Genomic DNA, 20,671 nt, shown 5'->3' with positions numbered 1-20,671 from the left:
TTGTTGTATTGCCCTATCGCTGATTTTTTTCGTTCTGATTCATAATAGGCCTGCTTAAGAAGCAGGTCCTGCGATATGATGATTATATTCCGTTCAGCGCGCCGACATAGGAGTTCAGAAACATCGGTATGACGATGATGAGCCCCAAAAGAGGCAGGACGAACATCAGGATGGTGATTATGAGGGAATAAAGGAAATATTTCCGGGTTTTTTCGACGGAAATATAGACTTGTTCCATCACTGCCTGGTTATGCTTAAGCATTTCCAGGATCTGTTCTTCATTGGACATAGTAATAAATTAAAAATTTAAAAATAAAAATGAAAAATGACGGATTAAAATATCAAATTTTGAATAAATGAATTAATGATTTTTTCAATCAATTTTAAATATAAAGATTTGGAATAAAAATTGAATAATTGAAAATTAATTGATAATTGGCTATTGAAAATTGAAAATTCAAGATACCGAATTTTGTAACGCCTGTATTTATTTTGTGATCGCCTTATCCCACGCTGCTCTTTTGCCTGTATTGCAGGGCTTCGGCGACATGTGGCATTTCGATGGCGCTCTTTCCTTCAAGGTCGGCGATGGTGCGGGCAAGCTTCAGGATCTTGAAATACGATCTGGCGCTCAGCTGGAATTTGTTGACCGCAGTTTTCAGGAGCTCGATCGTTTCCGGACTGACGTCGCAGAATTCTTTTACGGCTACTGAGTTCATTTCCGAGTTGCAGACCGTCTTTCTTCCCTTGAACCTCTCCCGCTGGATCTTTCTCGCGCTTTCAACCCTCTCTCTGATGGACTTTGATGATTCGGAAAGGGTTTCGCTCGCAAGCTTTTCGAACTTTATTCTGGGAACTTCGATGTTCAGATCGATCCTGTCCAGGAGTGGTCCGGAGATCTTTTTCTGGTATTTTATGATCTGAGAAGGCGAGCAGACGCAATCCCGCTCAGGGTCGTTATAGTATCCGCAAGGACATGGGTTCATGCTGGCAACGAGCGAGAACTTTGCCGGGAATGTGAGTGTTCCTTGCGCGCGGCTGATCGTGACAACGCCGTCTTCAAGAGGCTGGCGCAGGTTTTCGAGCGTGGACCTTGGGAACTCAGGAAGTTCGTCGAGGAAGAGCACTCCCCTGTGAGCAAGACTGATCTCGCCAGGCTTGGGAAATTGGCCTCCGCCGACAAGAGCGATCGCGCTTGCGCTGTGGTGCGGGGAGCGGAACGGTCTTGATACGATCAGGGGCTTGTTGCTCGGAAGAAGTCCCGCGATGCTGTATATTTTTGTGACCTCCAAAGCTTCTTCTTTGCTCATTTGCGGGAGGATCGTCGGGATCGCTCTGGCAAGAAGGGTCTTTCCGGTTCCGGGAGGCCCGCTCATGAGGATGTTGTGTCCCCCGCTTGCAGCGATCTCTATCGCCCGCTTGATATGCTCCTGTCCTTTGATATAGGCAAAATCTATCGAGAAATCATTGTCGCATTCTTCAAATTTTATTCCATGGACCTTGGCCGGTTCGATCGGTTTTTCGCCCATCAGGTGCTCTGCCAGTTGAAGCAGGTTTTCGACCGGCATGATATCTATCCCTTCCACAAGCGTGGCTTCATATTCATTGACCTTCGGAACATAGAGTTTCGAGAATCCTTTTTGTCTGGCATAGATCGCGATCGGGAGAATGCCGTTGGTGTGGCGGAGCTTTCCGTCAAGCGCAAGTTCTCCGACAAAAATACTGTCAGTGAGATCGGCGTTCAGCTGTTTTGAAGCGATCAGCATTCCGACAGCGATCGGTAGGTCATAGGCCGGACCCTCTTTTTTTATGTCCGCCGGCGCGAGGTTGATGGTGATGCGCGTCGTCGGATATTTGAATCCGGAGTTCTTTATCGCGGAACGGACGCGTTCCTTGGATTCCTGCACGGCAGTGTCGGGGAGCCCCACAACAGTTATGCCGGCAAGCCCTGCGCTTATATCGAGTTCAACCTCGACTGGCTCGCAGTCAAGTCCGATGACCGCGCAGGAGTTTATTTTGGAGATCATAAAATAGACTTAAGAATAAGAAATCAAGATTTGTAAATAACGATTTTAATATAAATATAATTGGAATTTCAGACAGTCCGAGAATGTTGAAAACTTAGATTTTGTCATGCTTGGCTTGTCGAAGCATCCCGTCAAATAGGCTATATCTTTCTTTCGCGGGACTCTTGTGCCACCGCTGAAGTTTTAGGTGGCACTCGGTCGACGGGCTCAGGGTGACATTCTCAAACAGTCTGCTGCGCATTGCAGGATCTCATCTGACAAAAGCAAAACTTTCCGTTATTTTCTTGTATATGTCGAAATATTTCCAATCGTCTTTCGGGATATTTATGCCATTTGCGCCAAGCTCCAGATAGTGAAACCGGATGAATTCTTTTTTTTCTTTTCCCGCGAGGTTGATCATATGTGAGAATGTCGTTTCATAGGCATAGACCGTTCCGTCGCCGGCGGTATCATAGTTCATGTATTTGACGGTGTTGACCTCATCTTCGCTCAGCGCTTCGATCCTGATCTCGCCTGAGGTTTCGGATGCATAGGTTTTGTTTGTCGCGGTAAGGATAAAACTTTTCGAAAAAAGATCTTTGGTTATCCTCCAGTCCTCCGGATGCCGGAATGAGAATCCATAGTTGTCGTTCGCATAGGTTGTCCATTTGGCTTCGGCAGGAATTTCCGGACTCTTTGGTTCAGTACCGGCCTCAGTGCTTTCAACGGCAGCCTTGGCATCATATTCCGGATAGTTTATGGCCGAAAAATATCGGGACGAAAGAAAACTTACCGCTCCAAAGAGAGTTCCGATAAGCGTCAGCATGATCACTGCAAAAATCGACAGCGGTCCGAACGAGGAAGTGTTTTTGTTTTTATCCGACATAAATTGTGTTTTATGGAATTACTATGTTTGAAGCTGTCCAGCTTTCGGGATTATGGTCATAGCACTCATCGATATGGGCGTTCAGCAGGGCATATTTGCAATTTTTTTGAGTTTGGAATGTTTCTGTGATGGAGGACCCGGCTTTGATCTTTCCCGAGTCTTTCTCATCCTTGACCTTCCTTTTGTCTTCGCATTTATCGAGATAGATCCGGACGTTTTCTATATTTTCAGTTCCGGTATTTTTGATCTCGACCGAAAGAAGACCTTTATCGTCATATTGGGCTTTTGATATTTCGATCTTTTTATTCTTGCATGACGAATCCTCGCTTATTCTGATGTTCCTTGCGTCGGAAAACGCTTTTGGTCCTGTGTAGTTTTCGGCTTGCGAAACTTTGCAGCTCGCTATAACGGAATAGTCATCGGGAATGGCGGGAGCGGGGATTTTTCCGTTTTCGCACGAGAGCTGGTTCCATTCGACGGACTTTGCCCTTGAACCGTCCATGTCGAAAATAAACCCGGATCTGTATTCTTTGCATTCATCTGAACTTTCATCAAGAACATATTTCTCTTCGAGTCCGGCTGTTACGATCTCCTTGCCGTCCCTGCTCTGGGTTCTTTTTATGGTGATCTCGCAATAGGCAAAAGGCGGGATGTTCTTCGAGCCAGGAGCAAGAACGGAAATTTTCACGTTTTCTCCGTATTCATAGGATGTTTTGTCCGTCGCGACCGAAAGCGGAGGCATTGCGGATGGCGGAACGAATGTCGGTTTTATATCTTGGGGATTTGAAGTGTCGGAGGGTCTATTCGTATTTGCAAGAATCACAAAATAGAGGATCGCGCCTGCCAGGACCAGAACAAGTATCGAAAGGATTATTTTCTTTTTTTTCATTTATGCATATAATAATTAGCCGTATATGTGCAGTTAATCGATTTGTATTTTTGTTGTGGCAACTCAGAATGTATTCCCCTCTTGAGATGTGTCGGGGGTCTTGCTGTAAGCAACTCAGAATGTATTCCCCTCTTGAGATGTGTCGGGGGTCTTGCTGTAAGCAACTCAGAATGTATTCCCCTCTTGAGATGTGTCGGGGGTCTTGCTGTAAGCAACTCAGAATGTATTCCCCTCTTGAGAGGGGTTAGGGGTGTGTTTTAAATCATGCCCCTCGATCCATTTCTCAATTTCCAATAATACCCCTCCAATATTTCTTTTTACATCAAGGTCATTGAATCTAATAAATCTGATTCCTAGACCTTCTAATTGTTTTTGTCTCTTTGTGTCTTCACTGATCTTTTCATCATGGCTTGTGCCGTCAATTTCGATTGCAAGCGCCAAATCGCTGCAGAAAAAGTCAACGATATAATTGCCAAGAGGTTTTTGCCTGTGAAAATCATATCCTTTCATTTTTTTGCTTTTCAAATGCTGCCACAATAATACTTCAGACATGGTGCTATTATTTCTCAGATTCTTTGCTATCTGTTTAAGTTTCGGGTCATATGGTATTATTTTACGCATATTTTATTTTAACACACCCCTTCGTCCCCTCTCAAGAGGGGAATTAATTAAATCGTTCCATGGTAACTGATAGGATCGTTATTAAAAACAATTCAGGAGGATCGGGGATTTTGTTAAAAAAATTTGTAAAGCATTGTTTCCGGAGATGAGCTGGGGGGCGTGTATCAAGTGTCATTTTCCGCTTATCTTTATATCGATAATATTCATCTGGAGTTCGCGGTTGCCGTTCCATTGATTGATCTCAAGCTGGAAAGCCACATCCACAATGTCGCCCCAGCGGATGCCGGGAAGATCGCCGGGCATCGAGTCCATGAATTTACCGAGTCTGAATCCGATCGCGCTGAAATATTTCACGCTTCCGTCTTTCAGGATCGTCTTGAGGGAGAGTTTCAGGTGGTTGTTTCCGCTGCCGACCGACCTCACTTCGTGCACTTCGAGTTTTTTTGCGACAAAGACCGGTTTCTTGTTCGCCTGCCCGAAAGGCTTGAACTTTTCCACTTCATCCACCAACTGCCAATTTATTTCATCAGTCATGATTTCGCAGTCGATGTCTATGGATGGGACAAGATCCTCTTCTTTTAATATTTTGTCGGCGATGGAATTCAGCTTCTCTTTCAGTTTTTTCACGTTTGAGTTCTTTATTTTCAATCCTGCCGCCTGCGAATGGCCGCCATATCCCAAAAGGAAATCTTTACATGTCTCGATGGATTCGATAAGATTGAATTCCGGTATGCTCCGTCCGGATCCCGCGCAATCTTTTTCTCCCTTGCATAAAATGAGGAACGGTCTTGAAAATTCATCAACAAGTTTTCCCGCCACGAGCCCTACGATCCCGATCTTCCATTCTTTGCCGGTTTCCACGATCACTTTCGGCATTGATCTGTATTTCCCGATCTTCGCTTTGATCTCTTCTATCATTTTTTCGGTCAGCCTCTGTCTCGATTGGTTGTTCTTTTCAAGCTTTTCTGAATATTGCTTCGCTTCTTTTTCGTCATCTGTAATGAGCAGCCCATAGGATGTATTTGCGTGGTCCATTCTTCCTGCGGCATTCAGGCGGGGAGCAAGCATAAAGCTTATCGAAATGGAGTCGATGGATTTTTTCTGGATGACATTTCCGTTTTCCCGGACGATAGCGCCTGCGGAGCTGATGAGCTGTTTCAATCCTGTGCGCCGGGTTTTGTTGATGACGAGAAGTCCATAGGATGTGAGCGTTCTGTTTTCGCCGACAAGTTCAACGCAGTCCGCAACCGTTCCGAGTGCCACGAGATCAAGAAGCCATTTTTCGAAACCTTTCTGCAGTTCCCGTCCGGTCTTTCTCGCTTCGAACTCTTTGATGAGGCCCTGTGCAAGCTTGAACGCGACACCGGCTCCGGCAAGTTCTTTGAAAGGATATTTGCAGTCTTTTTGTTTGGGATTGATTATCGCATAGGCCTTGGGGATCTTTTCGGGGACATGATGATGGTCGGTTATGATTATGTCCATTTCCAGTTCATTCACAAGGTTCACGTTGTCGAAACTCGAAACTCCGCAATCGACAGTGACGATCAGGTCCGTTTTTCTTTTCTTTATCTCATTGATCGCTTTTTCGTTGAGGCCGTATCCTTCGAGCTCCCTGTCCGGAATATATATGCCGATGAATTTTTCCGCTTCTTTTTTGTCGATTTTCTTCAGGGCCGATTTCAGCTCGACGAGTGTGCTGACCATGATGACGGAAGAAGTCACCCCGTCCACGTCATAGTCGCCATAGACCGTTATGATTTGTTCGCTCTCCAGCGCTTCGAATATTCTTGCGACCGCCCGATCCATGTCCTTCAGAAGTTTCGGGTCGTGAATATCCGCCGCATAATCAGGATTGAAAAATTCATCTATGAGGTTTTGATTGCAGATCTTTCTGTCCCAAAGGAGCTGCAGGACGATCCCGGAAAGTTCCGGAAATTCTTTTGCAAAACTTTCGGGAGGCCTGTCATTTATCAGCCAGCGCTTTTGCATATTAAAATAGAGTGATTTAACATCAGTTTTATTATATCAATTATTTCGAAATGCCGAAAGCGGATCTGTTTATGTGAATTAATCGGCAATAGTCTGTATAAAAAAGATCCGGCGAATTTTGCCAGATCAGAGCAGGTCTTTATGGGATATTTCCTTTCCTTCCAGGATGGTCAGCAGAAGTTTCTCCTTGTTTCCCATAAGCGGGGATTTGAACGGGTGTGCCATCATTCCGGATATTTGAGTGTTCCCATTCAGCAGCGGAATGTTTTTTTCCAGCAGTTTCCGGTCATTATCCCGGCTAAATTCGGACGAAAATACTTTTTTTTCAAAGTCTCTTATTCGGGCGTACAGTTCGCCTGAGACATCGCCCTTCACTGCTTCCTCGTCGGCTTTTTCCTTCAGGATTTCGACGGTTTGCTTCAATAGCTCGATCCGGATATTATAAAGCTTGATGTTCTCCATGAGTTCCATGCACAGGGCATATCCATAGAGTTTAGCTTTCAATTCATCGGGCAACAGTTCCAGATCCGTCTTTTTTCCGTTTGGATCTTTACCGGCTATGGGAGAGAAAAGGATATCCCATCTTCTTGATCTGAGCTTATAGCCCATATTTTCGGGAGTCCATTCCCCTTTTTCTGTGCGGATCTTCTGGCCCGTAATTACACAGGCTCCCTTCGTTACAGTGACTTCAAGTGTTATGGTGTTCTTGTTTTTTATTTCAAAACCCATATTTTCCAGCGCGGCGATAAGTCCTTCCTGATTTGTTTTGATCTCATCCGCCATTTTCTCAGCTCCTCTTTTTGAATTCCGAAATCTTTTCGGTTAGCTTTTTCACGTTTTCCTCAGCTGTTTTGATCCGTCCGGGGTCGTTCGGGCCTTCTTTCCAGAAATTAAGCGAAACTTTTTCCCAGGCAAGGGCAAGTTCGAGCTGTTCAAGAGGGCTTTCGGAATTTTCGGACCCGGACATTTTTTCATTTATCTCAGAAAGTCTGTGATATGCGGCCGCAAGGTCGCCCGCGGCTTGCGCTCTGGTGTATCTTGGAATAACTTCGTCGTAAAGTTCATTCTTTGCTTCAATCAGTCTTCCCATGGGAATATAGACCAGGGTAGCAAGATTGTAGCCGTTCTTGCCTCTTTGATGCGATGCTCTTGCCGCTAATTCAGGATCGCTTGAGGTTTCAAGAATTTCGTTCAGCTTCGCGATCCTCCGGAGAAGTTTTTCGGCTCTTTCCAATTCGCTCAGTTTTGCCAGGCTGATGGCGCAGGCATTCAGGTTCATTATGTGGCTCATTCCGGCGCTTTCGGGAGTCAATTCTTCTGATAGTCTTGCGTGATGCAAAGATTCCCGTTTTTTGCCCAGCTCGGCAAAATATATCCCGAGCCCTGCATGAGCGCCGGCTCTGGTTATGTCATCAGCCCCGGCAGCCAATGCGGCTTCCCACATTGTGAGTGCCATGGCTTTATCAGACATTTTCCAGAAGTTCCATCCAAGATGCATCAGGATCTCTCTTCTATCCTTTATACTAATCTTTGTTTTCAGAAGCGGTTTCAAAAGGTCCACCGCATCATGCCACTTTCCCTTATCATAGAGGGCCGTGGCCGCTTTGATTATTTTTCTTGTTCCATTTGCTGTCACTTTTTATCACCTTTTGTAGATCTTTTTAAAGTACATTTCGCTTATCTCGATAAGCGGAATCGCCCATTTATGGAATGCATAAAATACGTAGTTTTGCATTTCTTATGGACATTATAATGTAGCACGTATGCTTGATGTGTCAATATGAGATATTGACAAAACATTTTAACTATGCTATAATATGTTCATGGAAACTTACTCAATCGAGTTTGTAGAAATGAATGAAAGACAAAAGTTGGAGGTTTGAAAATGGTAAAAAAAGGAAAGAACATTAAATTTAGCGGAAATGAACTGGTCAATATTTTTGCGTTCATGCTTTGCGTTGTGCTGGCAGTAACATTTGTATTGTATCCATATTTTGATGTATCAATATCGATGTTATATCTGATAATATGCATGCTGATTGGTATGCATAGACACTCCAGTTCTCAAAATAAGATTGAACGGCGACTCGCTATTCCGTTATTAGCGGCTGCTGCCATATATGGTCTGATCGTGCTGATTTTTGGCATTTTCACTCCACGGGCTGTACTGCTGGTGATCGTGTTGATGGCGCTGTTGCTGACAAATGAAGCGACAATCCGTTTTAAGGGAGATCTGAAGCTAACAAGCTGATCTCTTCTTTTTTTATATTGACTATCTTTTGAAGCCATGATAAAGTGCGTTGTCTTGTGGCTCGCAGATCATTGATTTTTTCGCAGCTCAAGGCAAACCGGAGGAATATACTTGAACGATGAACAGGATCTACAAAAAAAGGAAGACTTAAAGTTCTTTGAAAGGTCTTTGGACATGATAAGGAAGAAAGTTTTGGAAAAAGAAGGTAATTTTGAGAACAAGGCCAGGTTCATGGCGCTAGTCGGAGCATCAAGCAAGAGGATCAGCGATTTTGACCTGATCTATGAAGTGCTGAACGGTTCCTGCAGGATCGAAACAAGAAGGCTGGCGTGCAGAAAATTTGCAGAGGCGGACTTTCTTGAGCAGGCGCGAGCTGTTTCGTATGGCATACCTCGCGCAGAGGAATCTTTTGATATTCTGTTGAACATCGCTTCGATCAGCAAAGACGAAAAAGATTTTCTCAGGGTTTCGGAAAAGATCGAGGATCTTAACCGTGAAATTCCGATTCTCAACGAGAACGACAGGAGAAGAGAACATCAGGTTCGCAAGGCAAAAGAGTATTTCGTAGAAGCGCTGGCAGAAGCGGGAAAGCTTGAATGGGCGCTTCGCGAGATCGAAAGATCCGATGAAAAAGGACGTCTTTTCGGGAGAGTTTCGAGTATTATAATAGAAAAAGCCTATGCGAAAAAAGAAGTTCCGGGATATGTCGTCAATGACACCAAAGACATTCCTTTCGCGTTCCGGTGCTCAATAAAGTCAGGCAATAAAGAGAATGCCATAATTGCAGTTATACTGCTCCTTGGTGAAAACAAGATCGAATCGGCGAGGGAGCTTGTCGAAAGCATAGATGACGGCGTTTTTCTTGCAAATTATATCAAGGCCAGATGCTATATCAACATTGCTATAACGTCAAAAAGCGCCGGTGATATCGAAAAAGCTTTCGAGTATGCCATCAGATCCAAAAGCACGGATCCAAAAGGCGAAAGTTCCAGAATACTCATAGAAACGGGAATATTGCTGAGAAGCTTGTATTATTTGGGACTTGCCTTGGACATGGCGCTCCAGAGCGGAAACGAACAATATGAAATTGAATATACGCTGAGCCAGATTTCAAGGCTCAAGCATTGAGTTGAATTAAGATAATTCAACTTTTTTATTTATGCTTCAGATCGGAATCGGCCGATCGGGGATGAACGGGAGATGGGCGGCATATTGTCATATAAAAAAAGAAAAGTATATTACTTCTCTTCTGCGTTGTTGGTTTTCCATTCTGGAATTTTTGTTGTGATTCGATCTTTTATATGAAGGCCGCTCTCTAGCAGTGTCGTTATGCCATATCCTATGCCAATGGCAGAAGTCAGCATAAGTATGAATACGAATATGGCCATATAAGCATCGTTCATGCGATTACCTCCTCGTCTTTCTGTTATATCGGATCCGATTTGGATCACACAATATCTTACATTCTTTCATGATAATGTCAATAGCGTGTATTGAAAAGGATCATGTTTCGGGCAAGTTTCGTCCCCATTGCTGTATGGTGAATATATCGGCTTTTCGTGGAAGTTGATGACTTTACACATTACATCCTTAGTGCTGTCTGATTGCCGGAGGATGTAAACTTTGACATAGTTCTTGAACCTTATATATAATGGTAGGGTTCGAGAAAAAATAGCCATGATCATGATGATGGCTTGAAAGCTCGTTAAAAACAAGACAAATACAGAAGGTGAAACAATGAACATTGGAATAGTCTCCTATGGAGCATATATACCGCAATATAGGATAAAAACTGAAGAGATCGCCAAAGTATGGGGCGCAAACGCAAAAAGCATAATCGATGGACTGATGGTTTTTGAAAAATCCGTTCCGGATATGGACGAAGATACGATAACCATTTCCGTCGAGGCTGCCCGAAGTGCCATATCACGTGCGAAGATCGATCCCAAGGATATCGGGGCCATATACGTCGGATCCGAAAGCCATCCCTATGCGGTGAAGCCTTCGGGAACGATCGTAGGCGAAGCGATTGGCGCAGGTCCCGAAAATCTTACGGTCGCAGATTTTGAATTTGCCTGTAAGGCCGGAACCGCCGCGATTCAAGCGTGCATGGGCCTGGTGAGATCGGGAATGATCAAGCTCGGAGTTGCGATCGGTTCGGACGTATCTCAGGGTGCGCCCGGAGACGCGCTGGAATACACGGCGGCCGCGGGCGGAGTCGCTTATGTGATCGGAAGCAAGGACCTTGCGGCCGAGATCGAAGATACTTACTCCTATACGACAGACACTCCGGATTTCTGGAGGCGTGAAGGAATGCCCTATCCGGAGCATGGAGGAAGGTTTACCGGAGAACCGGGATATTTCAAGCATATCACATCTGCGGCCAACGGTCTGATGCAAAAGCTTGGAACGAAGCCGGAGGATTATGACTATGCGATTTTCCATCAGCCCAACGGGAAGTTTCCCACCAAAGTTGCGAAAACCCTCGGATTCACTCCCTTGCAGATCAAACCGGGGCTTGTGGTTCCGCGTCTAGGAAACACTTATTCGGGTTCGTGCATGATGGGACTTGCCGCAACGCTTGATATTGCAAAGCCGGGTGATCGGATCTTTATGACGGCTTTCGGTTCGGGAGCCGGGTCTGATGCGTTCAGCATAACCGTAAAAGACGGGATCGATGAGATCCGTTGTGGCGCGCCAAGCGTGGAAGAGCTGCTTGCTGATCCTATATATGTGGATTATGCCACATATGCAAGACATAAGAACAAGATAAAACTGTAAGGTGATCGATCATGAGAAAAGTTGCTATTGTAGGCGTCGGATGCACGGAATTCGGCGAATTGTGGGACAAGTCCTTCAGGGACCTGTTCGTCAAAGCCGGAGCCGATGCTGTTTTCGATGCCGGTATTCAAGCGAAAGAAATTGAAGCAATGTACATAGGAAACATGAGCGGAGGAAGGTTTATCGGCCAGGAGCACATTGGAGCTCTGGTTGCCGATTATTCAGGTCTTGCGAACCGCCACATTCCCTCAACGCATGTCGAAGCGGCGTGCGCATCGGGAGGTCTGGCTCTCCGGCAGGCGATCATTGCGGTCGGTTCCGGATGCCACGATATCGTGATAGCGGGCGGCGTGGAGAAAATGACCGATGTAAGCGTAGATGAGACGACAGATGTCCTTGCGGCGGCGGCGGACAGGGAAGGCGAAGGCATAATGGGTGCCACTTTTCCGGGTCTTTACGCTTTGATAGCGCAAAGGCATATGTTCGAGTTCGGAACAACGCGGGAACAATTGGCGTCTGTGGCGGTCAAGAACCATCACAATGCGACGATGAATCCCAAGGCCCAGTTCAGGAGCGAGATAACTGTGGATATGGTTCTCAAATCCGTCATGGTTGCAGACCCTCTGCATATCCTGGATTGTTCTCCGATCACTGACGGGGCCGCGGCGGTTGTCGTTGTTCCTGCGGATCAGGCGAAAAAATATACGGATACTCCGGTCTATGTGAAAGCTTTGTCTCAGGCAAGCGGTTCGCTTGCTCTTCATGACAGGCCGAGCGTAACGACGATCGACGCAACGGTTGCTGCCGCGAAGGGAGCATATAAGATGGCCGGCCTCGGTCCCAAGGATATAAGTTTCGCAGAAGTGCATGATTGTTTCACGATTGCGGAAATATGCGCGATCGAGGATCTCGGATTCACTCCGAAAGGCATAGGAGGAAAATTCACGGAAGAGGGATGTACTGCGATCGGAGGAAAAATTCCGATCAATACGTCGGGCGGACTGAAAGCCAAGGGCCATCCTGTCGGAGCGACCGGCATTGCGCAGGCCATTGAGGCGGTTCTTCAGTTCCGGGGCGAAGCGGGAAAAAGGCAGCTCGATGATCCCAAATATGCGCTGACGCAGAATGTCGGAGGCTCGGGCGCGACTGTCGCCGTCCATATCTTCGGGAGGGATAAATAATGTCCGTCCCAAGGTTTTGGCGCAGGCTGAAGAACATCTATAATCTCATCGGCACGCAGTGCACGAGATGTAAGAGCTTTTACTATCCGCCGAGGAGCCTTTGCCCCGAATGCAGAAGGGAGAGCAAGATCGTTCCGTTCAGATTCAGCGGAAGCGGAGAGGTCTTCAGCTACACCATAGTGCATACCGGAGCAAAAGACTTCGAAAAACTTACGCCATACGTATTGGCACTGATAAGGCTGGACGAAGGGCCGATGATGACCTCGCAAGTGATATGTCCTTCCGAAAAAGTTCATATAGGGATGAAAGTGAGGATGGTCTTCAGGAAGCTTGGAGAAGAGAGCGAGAAAGGTATGATCTATTATGGAACGAAATTCGTTCCGGAAAGGATCAAAAAGAGCGCAGGAGGCGAAAAAATAATAAATGGATGATAGAACAACTATCTCCTTTTTTTATTCCGGTAGAACGTCCTAAATCTAAGTTTTAGGATACAATGCTCCAATAAAAAAGCGGGCTATGAATTTCATAACTCGCAGGTTTATCACATGCCGAAATTCCGATTGCATTCCAGCATGCAGTGCGAACAGCAATCTCTCCCAAGCTGGGATGAAAAGCAGAAAAAGGTTTCGTTCGGTGGAAACTGACTCTCGTTTTTTATTCTGTAATGAGAACAGTCGCCATCGGAAAAATCCGGAGCGTCCGTGAGGTCGATTTCAATGAATGTCGGGAAGTTCTTTTGTTTTTTTTCCTTGTCTTTCAAAATATCATCCTCCTGTCTTTAATTTATATGTTTATGGAAAGTTGTCAAATCAAAAGGAGCTAAGCTCCTTATTATGCGGGAAGACCGGTCTATTGCACACCCTTGAAAAGCGGCAGGCCATTGTCTGGGTTTGTCGGGACATAGATCGTTCCCTGCCTGTCTTTCAATTCTTTGATGTAGAGATAATTTATATATTCGGGAGTAAGGCTCTCGCTGATGGTTTTTTGCGCATCTCTTATGCCTTCTGCCTCAATCCTCTTTCTGTCCGCTTCTTTCTTTTCCTTGTCCAGTACGAAGTTATATCTCTGGCTTTCCTGTTCGGCTTGGAGCTTTTCCTGGATGCTCTGGTCGAGTTTGACGGGGAGGATCACATTTCGGAGAAGTATCTGCTCGACTATGATGCCCCTCGGGTCTATGTTGCTTGCAAGCTTATCTTTGATGGAGGTTATCATTTCATCTCTTTTGTCGGAATATATCGATTTGGAATCATAGTTCGCGACGACCTCGCGGATGGCGCTTCTGATTTCGGGGCGGATTATTTTTTCTTCATAATCTGCGCCAAGGTCCTTGAAAACATCTGAGGCCCGACTTTCCAGCAGGTGATAGAAAACCGTAATATCCAGTTTAACGGTGAGCCCTTCATTCGTGAGAGCGTCGATAGAGTCGTCGCCCGTGTTCTGTCCTTCTTCGCGAGCGATGCTCATTGTGTATTGTTCGGTCCGGACGGTCATTTTTGTCACGTTGGCGAGAGGATTCACGAAGTGGAGGCCGGATGAAAGTTCATTCTCGCTTACTTTTCCGAAGAGATGATAAACGCCCGTTTCTCCAGCCGGGATTATCACGATCATTTTTGGAATGATGATTATCGCAAGGAGTACGAGTAAGATCATAACCCCGCTATTTTTGTTTATATTCGGCATTGTTTTGCAGTTAATATTTTTAAATATATTCAAAGGGTCGTTTGGCGTGAAATATTGCTTTCCGTCTTTGAATCCGGAAAACTTCAAATTGAGATTATTTCTTTTGTATGAAGCATATATGATAAGGACGATCGGAAGGAGGAAAAGAAGAAATATGATCAGGTCTATGAGAAATGACGGCTTAAGGAAGATAATAAGGATTATTATCCAAGTTATCCATTTTGTGATCTGTTCAGTGTTTTTCATTTTGAATATATGAAAGTTAAATCACAAATTACAAGAGACAAATCACAAACAAATAGCAATTTTCAAAACACAAACTGTTTGAAAGCTGTGCTTTTGCGTTTTGTCTGTCTTTCGTAATTTGTATTTTATGCTTTCTGCTTGTTTATGCTTATCCGAATGTCTTTAGGACTTCTATCCATTCTGAGGTTGCGCAGCAGGTGTGATCTCCTTGCAATCCTCCGCTCTTTTCTTGATGCGAGCAAACTCCTTGTCGACATGCTCCTGGATCTCGCCAACAAGTTTTTCATTCGCTTGAGAGAGAAGGTGCTTGAATCTTTTCTGAGATTTCAGCCACTCGATAACGGGCTTCCGGTCTTTCGGGTCTATGTTCAATATGAACTTGCCATGATCAACTTCGTAAAGAGGCCAGATGTTCGACTGCACGGCAAGATCGCAGATCCGAACGGTGAGAGACGGGTCATGACCCCAGCTTCTTTGGCACGGACTGATGACATTGATGAACGACGGACCTTCAACTTCGACTGCGCGTTGCACTTTTCTTGTGAGGTCTGCAAAATGCGAGATCGAGGCTTGGGCGACATAATTTATGTGATGTCCCTCAATGATGGCAGTCAGGTCTTTCTTGAATTCCTTTTTTCCCTGCTGGGCCTTTCCAACGGGAGACGTGGTCGTACTGGACCCTCTCGGCGTCGCTCCCGATCTCTGGTTCCCGGTATTCATATATGCTTCGTTGTCATAGCAGACATAAAGGAATTGGTGGCCACGCTCGAGCGCTCCGGAAAGACTTTGAAGCCCGATGTCATATGTTCCTCCGTCTCCTCCGACCACGACGAATTTTATATCCGCCGGAATATCTTTCGCCCAATCCGGCCGGTCTTCGGGTTTTTTCTTCAGGATCGCATGATATGCTTCGATAACTCCGCTTGCGGTTGCCGATGCATTCTCAAAAGCATTGTGTATCCATGGGATGTTCCACGCGGTATAAGGATAGATGGTCGTTGCAACTTCAAGGCAGCTTGTGGCGTTGATCACGACGACCGGATATTTGATGGATGCCAGAACAAGTTTCATATTGATCGGTTCGGCGCACCCCGCACAAAGCCTGTGGCCGGAAGTTAACCGTTCTTCTTTTTGGGATAATTCGATTAGATTCATATGAATAAATTACATTTATGGATATATTATAGCATATTTAATGTGAAATAAATATATGCGAAATACATGCAATAAATATGACCAGAAGTCGGATCAAGATCTGTGCGAAAAATCGTCTGCAAGTCCGTTCGTATTCTATATGCAATATATGACAAGAGCATAATTATCTAGTAATATATATTCAAGCTTAATAAATTGATCAATTATTATGAAAATCGCGATAATTTATAACAAAAAAAAGAAAAGAGAAGTGGTAAAGCCGGTCAGCCAGGTTTTTGACTGGCTGAGGTCTAAAGAGCACACTGTATATGTCAATCCTGAAGAAAATATCCTGAAAAAGCGCATGGACTTTGCCATTGCCTTCGGGGGCGACGGATCGTTCCTTTTCGCCGCTGACAGGATCGCTGAATATCAGATACCTCTGGTCGGGGTCAACTTCGGGAACAGGGGCTATCTTTGCGAGATCCGGAAAGAGAATATGTTCGCCGAAATCGAGAAGATCATTGCCGGCAGATATAAAATACAGGAAAGGACAAGGATCCAGGCGGAGATCTTCCACGACGGTAAGAATATCGGCGCGATAAGCGGCCTTAATGAGATCTATATCGGAGGTATAAACAGAACAGTGTCGATTCTCATCGAAACGATCGGCAAAGACAAGTCTTTCAGGGCAAGCGTGACGGGCGACGGAGCGATCTTTTCAACGAAAACGGGTTCGACGGCATATAATATGAACGCGGGCGGGCCGGTGCTTATTGTTGACGGATTCAGCGTGGTGGCGAACAATGCCCTGTTTGAATCGGATATTCTGCTTCCGAACGCAAAATCTTTTGTGACATCGTCGGGAGCGGCATTCAGAGTTACGCTTCTGAATGACAAAAAACAAAATTTACCCTATCTTGTCGCGGACGGCCAGAGGAACTATAGGTTCAGGCCGGGAGATCATGTCATAATCAAGAGAGCGCCCAAGAGCAGCTATTTTGTGAAACTGCAGGCGGCTGTACAATAAAAAAAACCGGCATGTTGCCAGTTCTATCTTTGGTTTAATCTCATTTTTGCCAGGAATTCATCGATTTTATCCTGATCCGGTATTTTGTTGTTGTCTTTTGCGTCTAGTGTGAAGACGCGCGGAGAAAACTTTTCAAGAATATCTTTTGCCTGCAGATGTTTCTTGAATAATATTTTTGCTTCAAATTTCTTTTTATAGAATGAAATGATCAGGCTCGCGTTCCTGCGGGTCATCAGGATCTCATCAGAGAAATCGAAGCTTCTGTGGCCCTTCTCCATAAATAGAGTTTTTTCCGTAAGCATGAAATGCTTCTTGAATCTTTTCCTGGTAAAATATAGGTCTATTTTACCGCTTGAGACAAGCTTTAGAATTTCGATGCTATTCAGGTCTATTTCCGGTCCACAGAGGATCTTTATGTGTTTTGCTTTTGTATTGGTGATCGCCTTCACGATCTGGCTGCTGTTCCAGATGTTTGAACTCAGTTCTCCGCTGATGACATAAACGAAATCTTCAGCTTCCATGATCTCCTTGGCCAGCGCGCTTATATATACGCTGCGGAATGTCGTAACTGTCGAAGTTTTCATTTCAAGGATCAGAAAGTTCATTTTATCCATAAAGCTATGATACATCTTATTCAGATATATCTTCGATTTATCACATCGCCGGAACGTCGCGACATATTGTTCTTTATTTTCCATTGTTTTCACCTTCATCATGTCAATGAGCTTTTTATTTTTCACTAGTATTAATTTTATACTTGCGGTTGATTATGTCAAATGGAATAGATGAAAATGATGAGATCTGAGCCTTTTGTGGGAATTTCATGCCTATTTTGATTTCCGTTACGCAGTCTGTTCGCTGCATATATTCTTTTGTAAGCCATGGGGTATGTTGACATGAGATGTGTGATATGATACAATGCTATGTTTGTTTAGCACATCCTCAATGTCAAAGTGAAGGTTGGCGGGCTGGGCAAATATATAGAATTTATATGAACGAAGCGTCGGGAGGCAGACGAAAATGAATTCTAAAGAGCAAATTGAAAAAGATGAGAAAGCCGTTGCGCGGTATATGTATGCCAAAGGCGCAATGTCGATCGCATGCATTATAACGGGCATGTGTATGGTGATAATATCGCTCTTCGCGATGATCAGCGGCATGTATTTTCTTGTGAAGATGAACCTTGTTCTGGCCTTATTCCTTGTTGTTGAAATTCTGATACAGGGTCAGATGGAGCGCAAGATAATGAAGATCATGAAACCATACATGGAAAAATACAAAGACCAGCTTCCGCCGGAGCTGAGAATATAATCAACATTGGGAATTCTTGTTCTGGATAACGGACAAAGGTCCCTCTTTTTTTGTTTGTGAAGATGGACTATTGACAGAAAAATGATCGTATGATAGTATGTGTAAACATAACACTAAGTAGAGAAATAAGGATTGAATGCAATTTGAATCCGGACGAGAGAGAAGCCAATCCGTTTCTTTCCCACCCGAGCTCAAAAGCTTCGGACAGTTCGTTAAAAACCGGTGAAATAAGGTGACAAACATGGGAATATAGATGAGAATGATCAGGAATGAAAAGGAATAAATCGTAATTGTATCGGAAAAAGAAAAGATGATTTACTTGGGATGAAATGAGAAATGGAGGAAAATAAAATGAGTATGAGAGATTTAGCGGCGGACGTCACAAGATCGGAAGAAGCTATCAAACAGGCGAACAGCGCGAGAGAATTGTCGCTGTCGAGGCTTGAAGGCCAGTTAAGTGAATCAATAGAAGCATTCAACGGAAACAAAAGAAATGAATTTATCATAACCGATTGGAATGCGAAAGTAATATATGGCACTTCGAATGTCGTTATAAACATAGAATGCTTGAAAAACAGAAAAAATAACGAATTTCTGAACGAGGAAAGCTACTCCGATGAAGATTTCGAATCAATGAACCGGAAGCTGAAGAGGATCATAAAGGAAAAGACAGGGCAAAGCGTTGAGATCATCGTAAGTCCGTCATATTATGGAAAGTAGGTTAGCCTATTCGGCTGACTTTTTTTTGGCCAAGATCCGGATAATTGACAAAATCCGGTGTTTCGATTAAGATATGACGTTGCGATGTTAATTTTATGCAGAATGCCATGGTGCCGGGAATAATGGCGGCTCTTCTGTATTATGAGGAGAGGCGTCATTTGACCGATACTGTAAATCAAAGAGGAGGAAGATAAAATGGCAAGAAATAGCCGAATAAGTGGAGAAGAATTATATCGCGAATGCGTCGGAAAGATCGATGAACTCTGGGTCAGGGTTGGAAAATTCAATATGTGGGAGGATCGGAGCCTTTTGAACGATAAATTGATCGCTTCACTGGATGTGAGCCGTGGAATGGACCGTGTCGAGACGATCCCCGGCGAGATTAGAAAATGCCTCATGGCCATAATGATCCTTCGTCTCAAGAAAATAGCGGATGAAAAAGGCATACCTTCAGTCATATTCAGAGATGTGGGCAAATACGCTGATTTATTGGAAGCGCAAAGATGCAATTTGCGGACAATTGCCTATGACAACAAGAATCCGCAGGTTTCAATCGCCGGAATGTTTTTGATCGCATCGGGCTTTGGAGAGGTTGGTGGTATTCCGAAAAAGGAGAAGAACAAAATACAGATCGCATTGCTTTTCGAGATATTCGATATCATCGATGCCCAGTGGGCAAAAGAAAGAGAAGCAATGAAGAACGAACTTATTTCGGGACTTGATGAATGCCTGATCCCCGCAAAATATAAGGGAAGCTCAGAGGAAGTCTATGATGCTATATTGACCGAAAAAGGATTCGATACTCCAGAGAAAAGGGTGAACCTGATCCTTGAGGCTATTGCGTAATAGGCGATCTATAAGATCCGAAACCTATACCCATAGAAATACTATGAGGTATTTTTTTATGAATTTTGCGATGTTCCTCGTGTGTTTTGGCGATATGTGATTTAGATTGTAGCCAATGAAAGACTTGACAAAAAGTATAAAAGTGATATAATGTGTAGTCAAGATGCGCTTAAATAAGCGATCTTGCGGAAATATAATACGTTATATTGGAGGAAGTATGTCGAATGAAATGAGTTTAAGGTTCAGCGGTCCTTTACCGGCTGGCAAGTTTGAATATGTATGCCCGTGCGGAAAGATGCATTTTGAAAAGATAGAGAAAGGAACGAAAGAAAAAGAATTCAAGTGTGACCAGTGCGGTAGGACAGTTATGGTAAAGGATCAGATGGATCATTATCATGTATTCATAACATTGGTTCAGTAAAAACTGTTCGTTGAAATTGATTTTACTGAGCACACGGAGGCTACATGCAAAAAGCAGAATATAACATAAGGTTTGGTTCACCCAACTGGATCGAGGACATTCTAAGCAATTTAAAGCATAAGATGTTTATTGTTTTTGGAACGACCTTCTTCAGCGTTGAGGGACCGATGCAGGCTGTGAAATTTGATCCGATGGATGCGAGAAGATTGGTTGGTCTTGGACTTTCGGGCATAGCTGCCAAAAGAATAGGAAAAGACGCCGAAAAGCTGTATGTCTGGCTTCTCGACGGAAAGCGGTATGATTATCGCTCGCCTGAGCATATGGCTTTCACTGAGATCCTGATAAGAGAAAAGATCTACCAGAATGATGATGTATTTTTCGCTCTGCTAATGACCGGAGATATGGACATTATTCATGATCTTGGACATTCCGACAGTCCGACAACATCTCTTCGCAGGGAGGAATTTGTCGGGATCCTGACTGGTGTACGAGGGGAGCTAAAGGAGATTCGAAAAGAATATCTTGCAATCATTCAAAATGATTATAGCGATAATGTTCAGTCGACTTCCCTGAAGCTTGAAAAAATCAGAATTGCTCAAGCTGAAAAAGCCAGAAAGAAATATATATTAAAAGTAGGTTAGTCCATTGCGGCTAACCCTATTTTTTATTCAAGATATTT

24 protein-coding genes are annotated in these 20,671 nt (G+C 44.3%); 11 read left to right on the top strand and 13 right to left on the bottom strand.

The window, feature by feature from the left end:
- Positions 1-82: 82 nt before the first annotated feature.
- The 8 genes from WC788_05620 to WC788_05585 all read right to left on the bottom strand — a co-directional run bounded on the left by WC788_05620 (position 83) and on the right by WC788_05585 (position 8,027).
- Positions 83-289, bottom strand: a complete 207-nt coding sequence (locus WC788_05620) for a hypothetical protein (protein ID MFA6097079.1) — start codon at positions 287-289, stop codon at positions 83-85.
- A gap of 214 nt (positions 290-503) precedes the next feature.
- Positions 504-2,027: a YifB family Mg chelatase-like AAA ATPase gene (locus WC788_05615; GenBank protein MFA6097078.1), complete on the bottom strand. Its 1,524-nt coding sequence runs from the start codon at positions 2,025-2,027 to the stop codon at positions 504-506.
- A gap of 250 nt (positions 2,028-2,277) precedes the next feature.
- Positions 2,278-2,892, bottom strand: a complete 615-nt coding sequence (locus tag WC788_05610; GenBank protein MFA6097077.1) for a hypothetical protein — start codon at positions 2,890-2,892, stop codon at positions 2,278-2,280.
- 10 nt (positions 2,893-2,902) lie between these two features.
- Positions 2,903-3,781: a hypothetical protein gene (locus WC788_05605; protein MFA6097076.1), complete on the bottom strand. Its 879-nt coding sequence runs from the start codon at positions 3,779-3,781 to the stop codon at positions 2,903-2,905.
- A gap of 216 nt (positions 3,782-3,997) precedes the next feature.
- Positions 3,998-4,402, bottom strand: a complete 405-nt coding sequence (locus WC788_05600) for a DUF559 domain-containing protein (protein MFA6097075.1) — start codon at positions 4,400-4,402, stop codon at positions 3,998-4,000.
- 171 nt (positions 4,403-4,573) lie between these two features.
- Positions 4,574-6,391: a single-stranded-DNA-specific exonuclease RecJ gene (gene recJ / locus WC788_05595; GenBank protein ID MFA6097074.1), complete on the bottom strand. Its 1,818-nt coding sequence runs from the start codon at positions 6,389-6,391 to the stop codon at positions 4,574-4,576.
- Between the two features lie 126 nt (positions 6,392-6,517).
- Positions 6,518-7,174 (bottom strand): hypothetical protein, encoded by a 657-nt coding sequence (locus WC788_05590; protein MFA6097073.1) that lies wholly within the window; start codon positions 7,172-7,174, stop codon positions 6,518-6,520.
- 4 nt (positions 7,175-7,178) lie between these two features.
- Positions 7,179-8,027 (bottom strand): hypothetical protein, encoded by an 849-nt coding sequence (locus WC788_05585; protein MFA6097072.1) that lies wholly within the window; start codon positions 8,025-8,027, stop codon positions 7,179-7,181.
- A 249-nt stretch (positions 8,028-8,276) separates the two neighbouring features.
- Here WC788_05585 and WC788_05580 point away from each other — a divergent pair, with 249 nt between their 5' ends.
- Together WC788_05580 and WC788_05575 are read left to right on the top strand one after the other, a co-directional pair.
- Positions 8,277-8,642 (top strand): hypothetical protein, encoded by a 366-nt coding sequence (locus WC788_05580; protein MFA6097071.1) that lies wholly within the window; start codon positions 8,277-8,279, stop codon positions 8,640-8,642.
- 111 nt (positions 8,643-8,753) lie between these two features.
- Complete coding sequence (locus tag WC788_05575; GenBank protein ID MFA6097070.1) at positions 8,754-9,770, top strand: hypothetical protein; 1,017 nt, start codon at positions 8,754-8,756, stop codon at positions 9,768-9,770.
- A 110-nt stretch (positions 9,771-9,880) separates the two neighbouring features.
- On the opposite strand, the gene WC788_05570 is transcribed toward WC788_05575, so the two are convergent.
- Positions 9,881-10,045, bottom strand: a complete 165-nt coding sequence (locus tag WC788_05570) for a hypothetical protein (protein MFA6097069.1) — start codon at positions 10,043-10,045, stop codon at positions 9,881-9,883.
- A 334-nt stretch (positions 10,046-10,379) separates the two neighbouring features.
- On the opposite strand from WC788_05570, the gene WC788_05565 reads away from it, so the two are divergent.
- Genes WC788_05565 through WC788_05555 form a run of 3 tightly spaced genes read left to right on the top strand, consistent with a single transcriptional unit; the run spans position 10,380 to position 13,035 of the window.
- A complete protein-coding gene (locus tag WC788_05565) occupies positions 10,380-11,423 on the top strand; it encodes a hydroxymethylglutaryl-CoA synthase (protein MFA6097068.1) in 1,044 nt (347 codons plus the stop codon).
- An 11-nt stretch (positions 11,424-11,434) separates the two neighbouring features.
- A complete protein-coding gene (locus WC788_05560; GenBank protein ID MFA6097067.1) occupies positions 11,435-12,604 on the top strand; it encodes a thiolase domain-containing protein in 1,170 nt (389 codons plus the stop codon).
- On the top strand, positions 12,604-13,035 hold the full coding sequence (locus WC788_05555) for a Zn-ribbon domain-containing OB-fold protein (protein MFA6097066.1): 432 nt from the start codon (positions 12,604-12,606) through the stop codon (positions 13,033-13,035). Before WC788_05560 ends, WC788_05555 begins: the two co-directional genes overlap by 1 nt.
- A gap of 110 nt (positions 13,036-13,145) precedes the next feature.
- On the opposite strand, the gene WC788_05550 is transcribed toward WC788_05555, so the two are convergent.
- The 3 genes from WC788_05550 to WC788_05540 all read right to left on the bottom strand — a co-directional run bounded on the left by WC788_05550 (position 13,146) and on the right by WC788_05540 (position 15,685).
- Positions 13,146-13,364, bottom strand: coding sequence for a hypothetical protein (locus tag WC788_05550; protein MFA6097065.1), 219 nt, complete (start codon positions 13,362-13,364; stop codon positions 13,146-13,148).
- An 89-nt stretch (positions 13,365-13,453) separates the two neighbouring features.
- Positions 13,454-14,530 carry a prohibitin family protein gene (locus WC788_05545; protein MFA6097064.1) on the bottom strand — a complete coding sequence of 359 codons (1,077 nt, stop codon included), beginning with the start codon at positions 14,528-14,530 and terminating at the stop codon, positions 13,454-13,456.
- Positions 14,531-14,701: 171 nt separating this feature from the next.
- A complete protein-coding gene (locus WC788_05540) occupies positions 14,702-15,685 on the bottom strand; it encodes a thiamine pyrophosphate-dependent enzyme (GenBank protein ID MFA6097063.1) in 984 nt (327 codons plus the stop codon).
- Between the two features lie 208 nt (positions 15,686-15,893).
- Here WC788_05540 and WC788_05535 point away from each other — a divergent pair, with 208 nt between their 5' ends.
- On the top strand, positions 15,894-16,694 hold the full coding sequence (locus WC788_05535; GenBank protein MFA6097062.1) for an NAD(+)/NADH kinase: 801 nt from the start codon (positions 15,894-15,896) through the stop codon (positions 16,692-16,694).
- 23 nt (positions 16,695-16,717) lie between these two features.
- Here WC788_05535 and WC788_05530 read toward each other — a convergent pair whose 3' ends face one another.
- Positions 16,718-17,392, bottom strand: a complete 675-nt coding sequence (locus WC788_05530) for a hypothetical protein (protein ID MFA6097061.1) — start codon at positions 17,390-17,392, stop codon at positions 16,718-16,720.
- Positions 17,393-17,714: 322 nt separating this feature from the next.
- Between WC788_05530 and WC788_05525 the strand changes: the two genes are divergently transcribed.
- From WC788_05525 to WC788_05505, 5 genes are all read left to right on the top strand, one after another.
- Positions 17,715-18,005: a hypothetical protein gene (locus WC788_05525; protein MFA6097060.1), complete on the top strand. Its 291-nt coding sequence runs from the start codon at positions 17,715-17,717 to the stop codon at positions 18,003-18,005.
- A 351-nt stretch (positions 18,006-18,356) separates the two neighbouring features.
- Entirely contained in the window at positions 18,357-18,725 is a 369-nt protein-coding gene (locus tag WC788_05520) for a hypothetical protein (GenBank protein MFA6097059.1), read from the top strand.
- 195 nt (positions 18,726-18,920) lie between these two features.
- Positions 18,921-19,571 carry a hypothetical protein gene (locus WC788_05515; protein MFA6097058.1) on the top strand — a complete coding sequence of 217 codons (651 nt, stop codon included), beginning with the start codon at positions 18,921-18,923 and terminating at the stop codon, positions 19,569-19,571.
- Positions 19,572-19,788: 217 nt separating this feature from the next.
- Complete coding sequence (locus tag WC788_05510) at positions 19,789-19,992, top strand: hypothetical protein (GenBank protein ID MFA6097057.1); 204 nt, start codon at positions 19,789-19,791, stop codon at positions 19,990-19,992.
- Between the two features lie 44 nt (positions 19,993-20,036).
- Positions 20,037-20,633 carry a hypothetical protein gene (locus tag WC788_05505; protein MFA6097056.1) on the top strand — a complete coding sequence of 199 codons (597 nt, stop codon included), beginning with the start codon at positions 20,037-20,039 and terminating at the stop codon, positions 20,631-20,633.
- The last annotated feature ends 38 nt before the right edge of the window (positions 20,634-20,671 follow it).

Source organism: Candidatus Paceibacterota bacterium (genome assembly GCA_041661265.1).
In the GTDB taxonomy this organism is placed as follows: domain Bacteria; phylum Patescibacteriota; class Minisyncoccia; order JAHIHE01; family JAGLIN01; genus JBAZUT01.
This window is presented reverse-complemented; position numbering and strand designations above follow the sequence as displayed.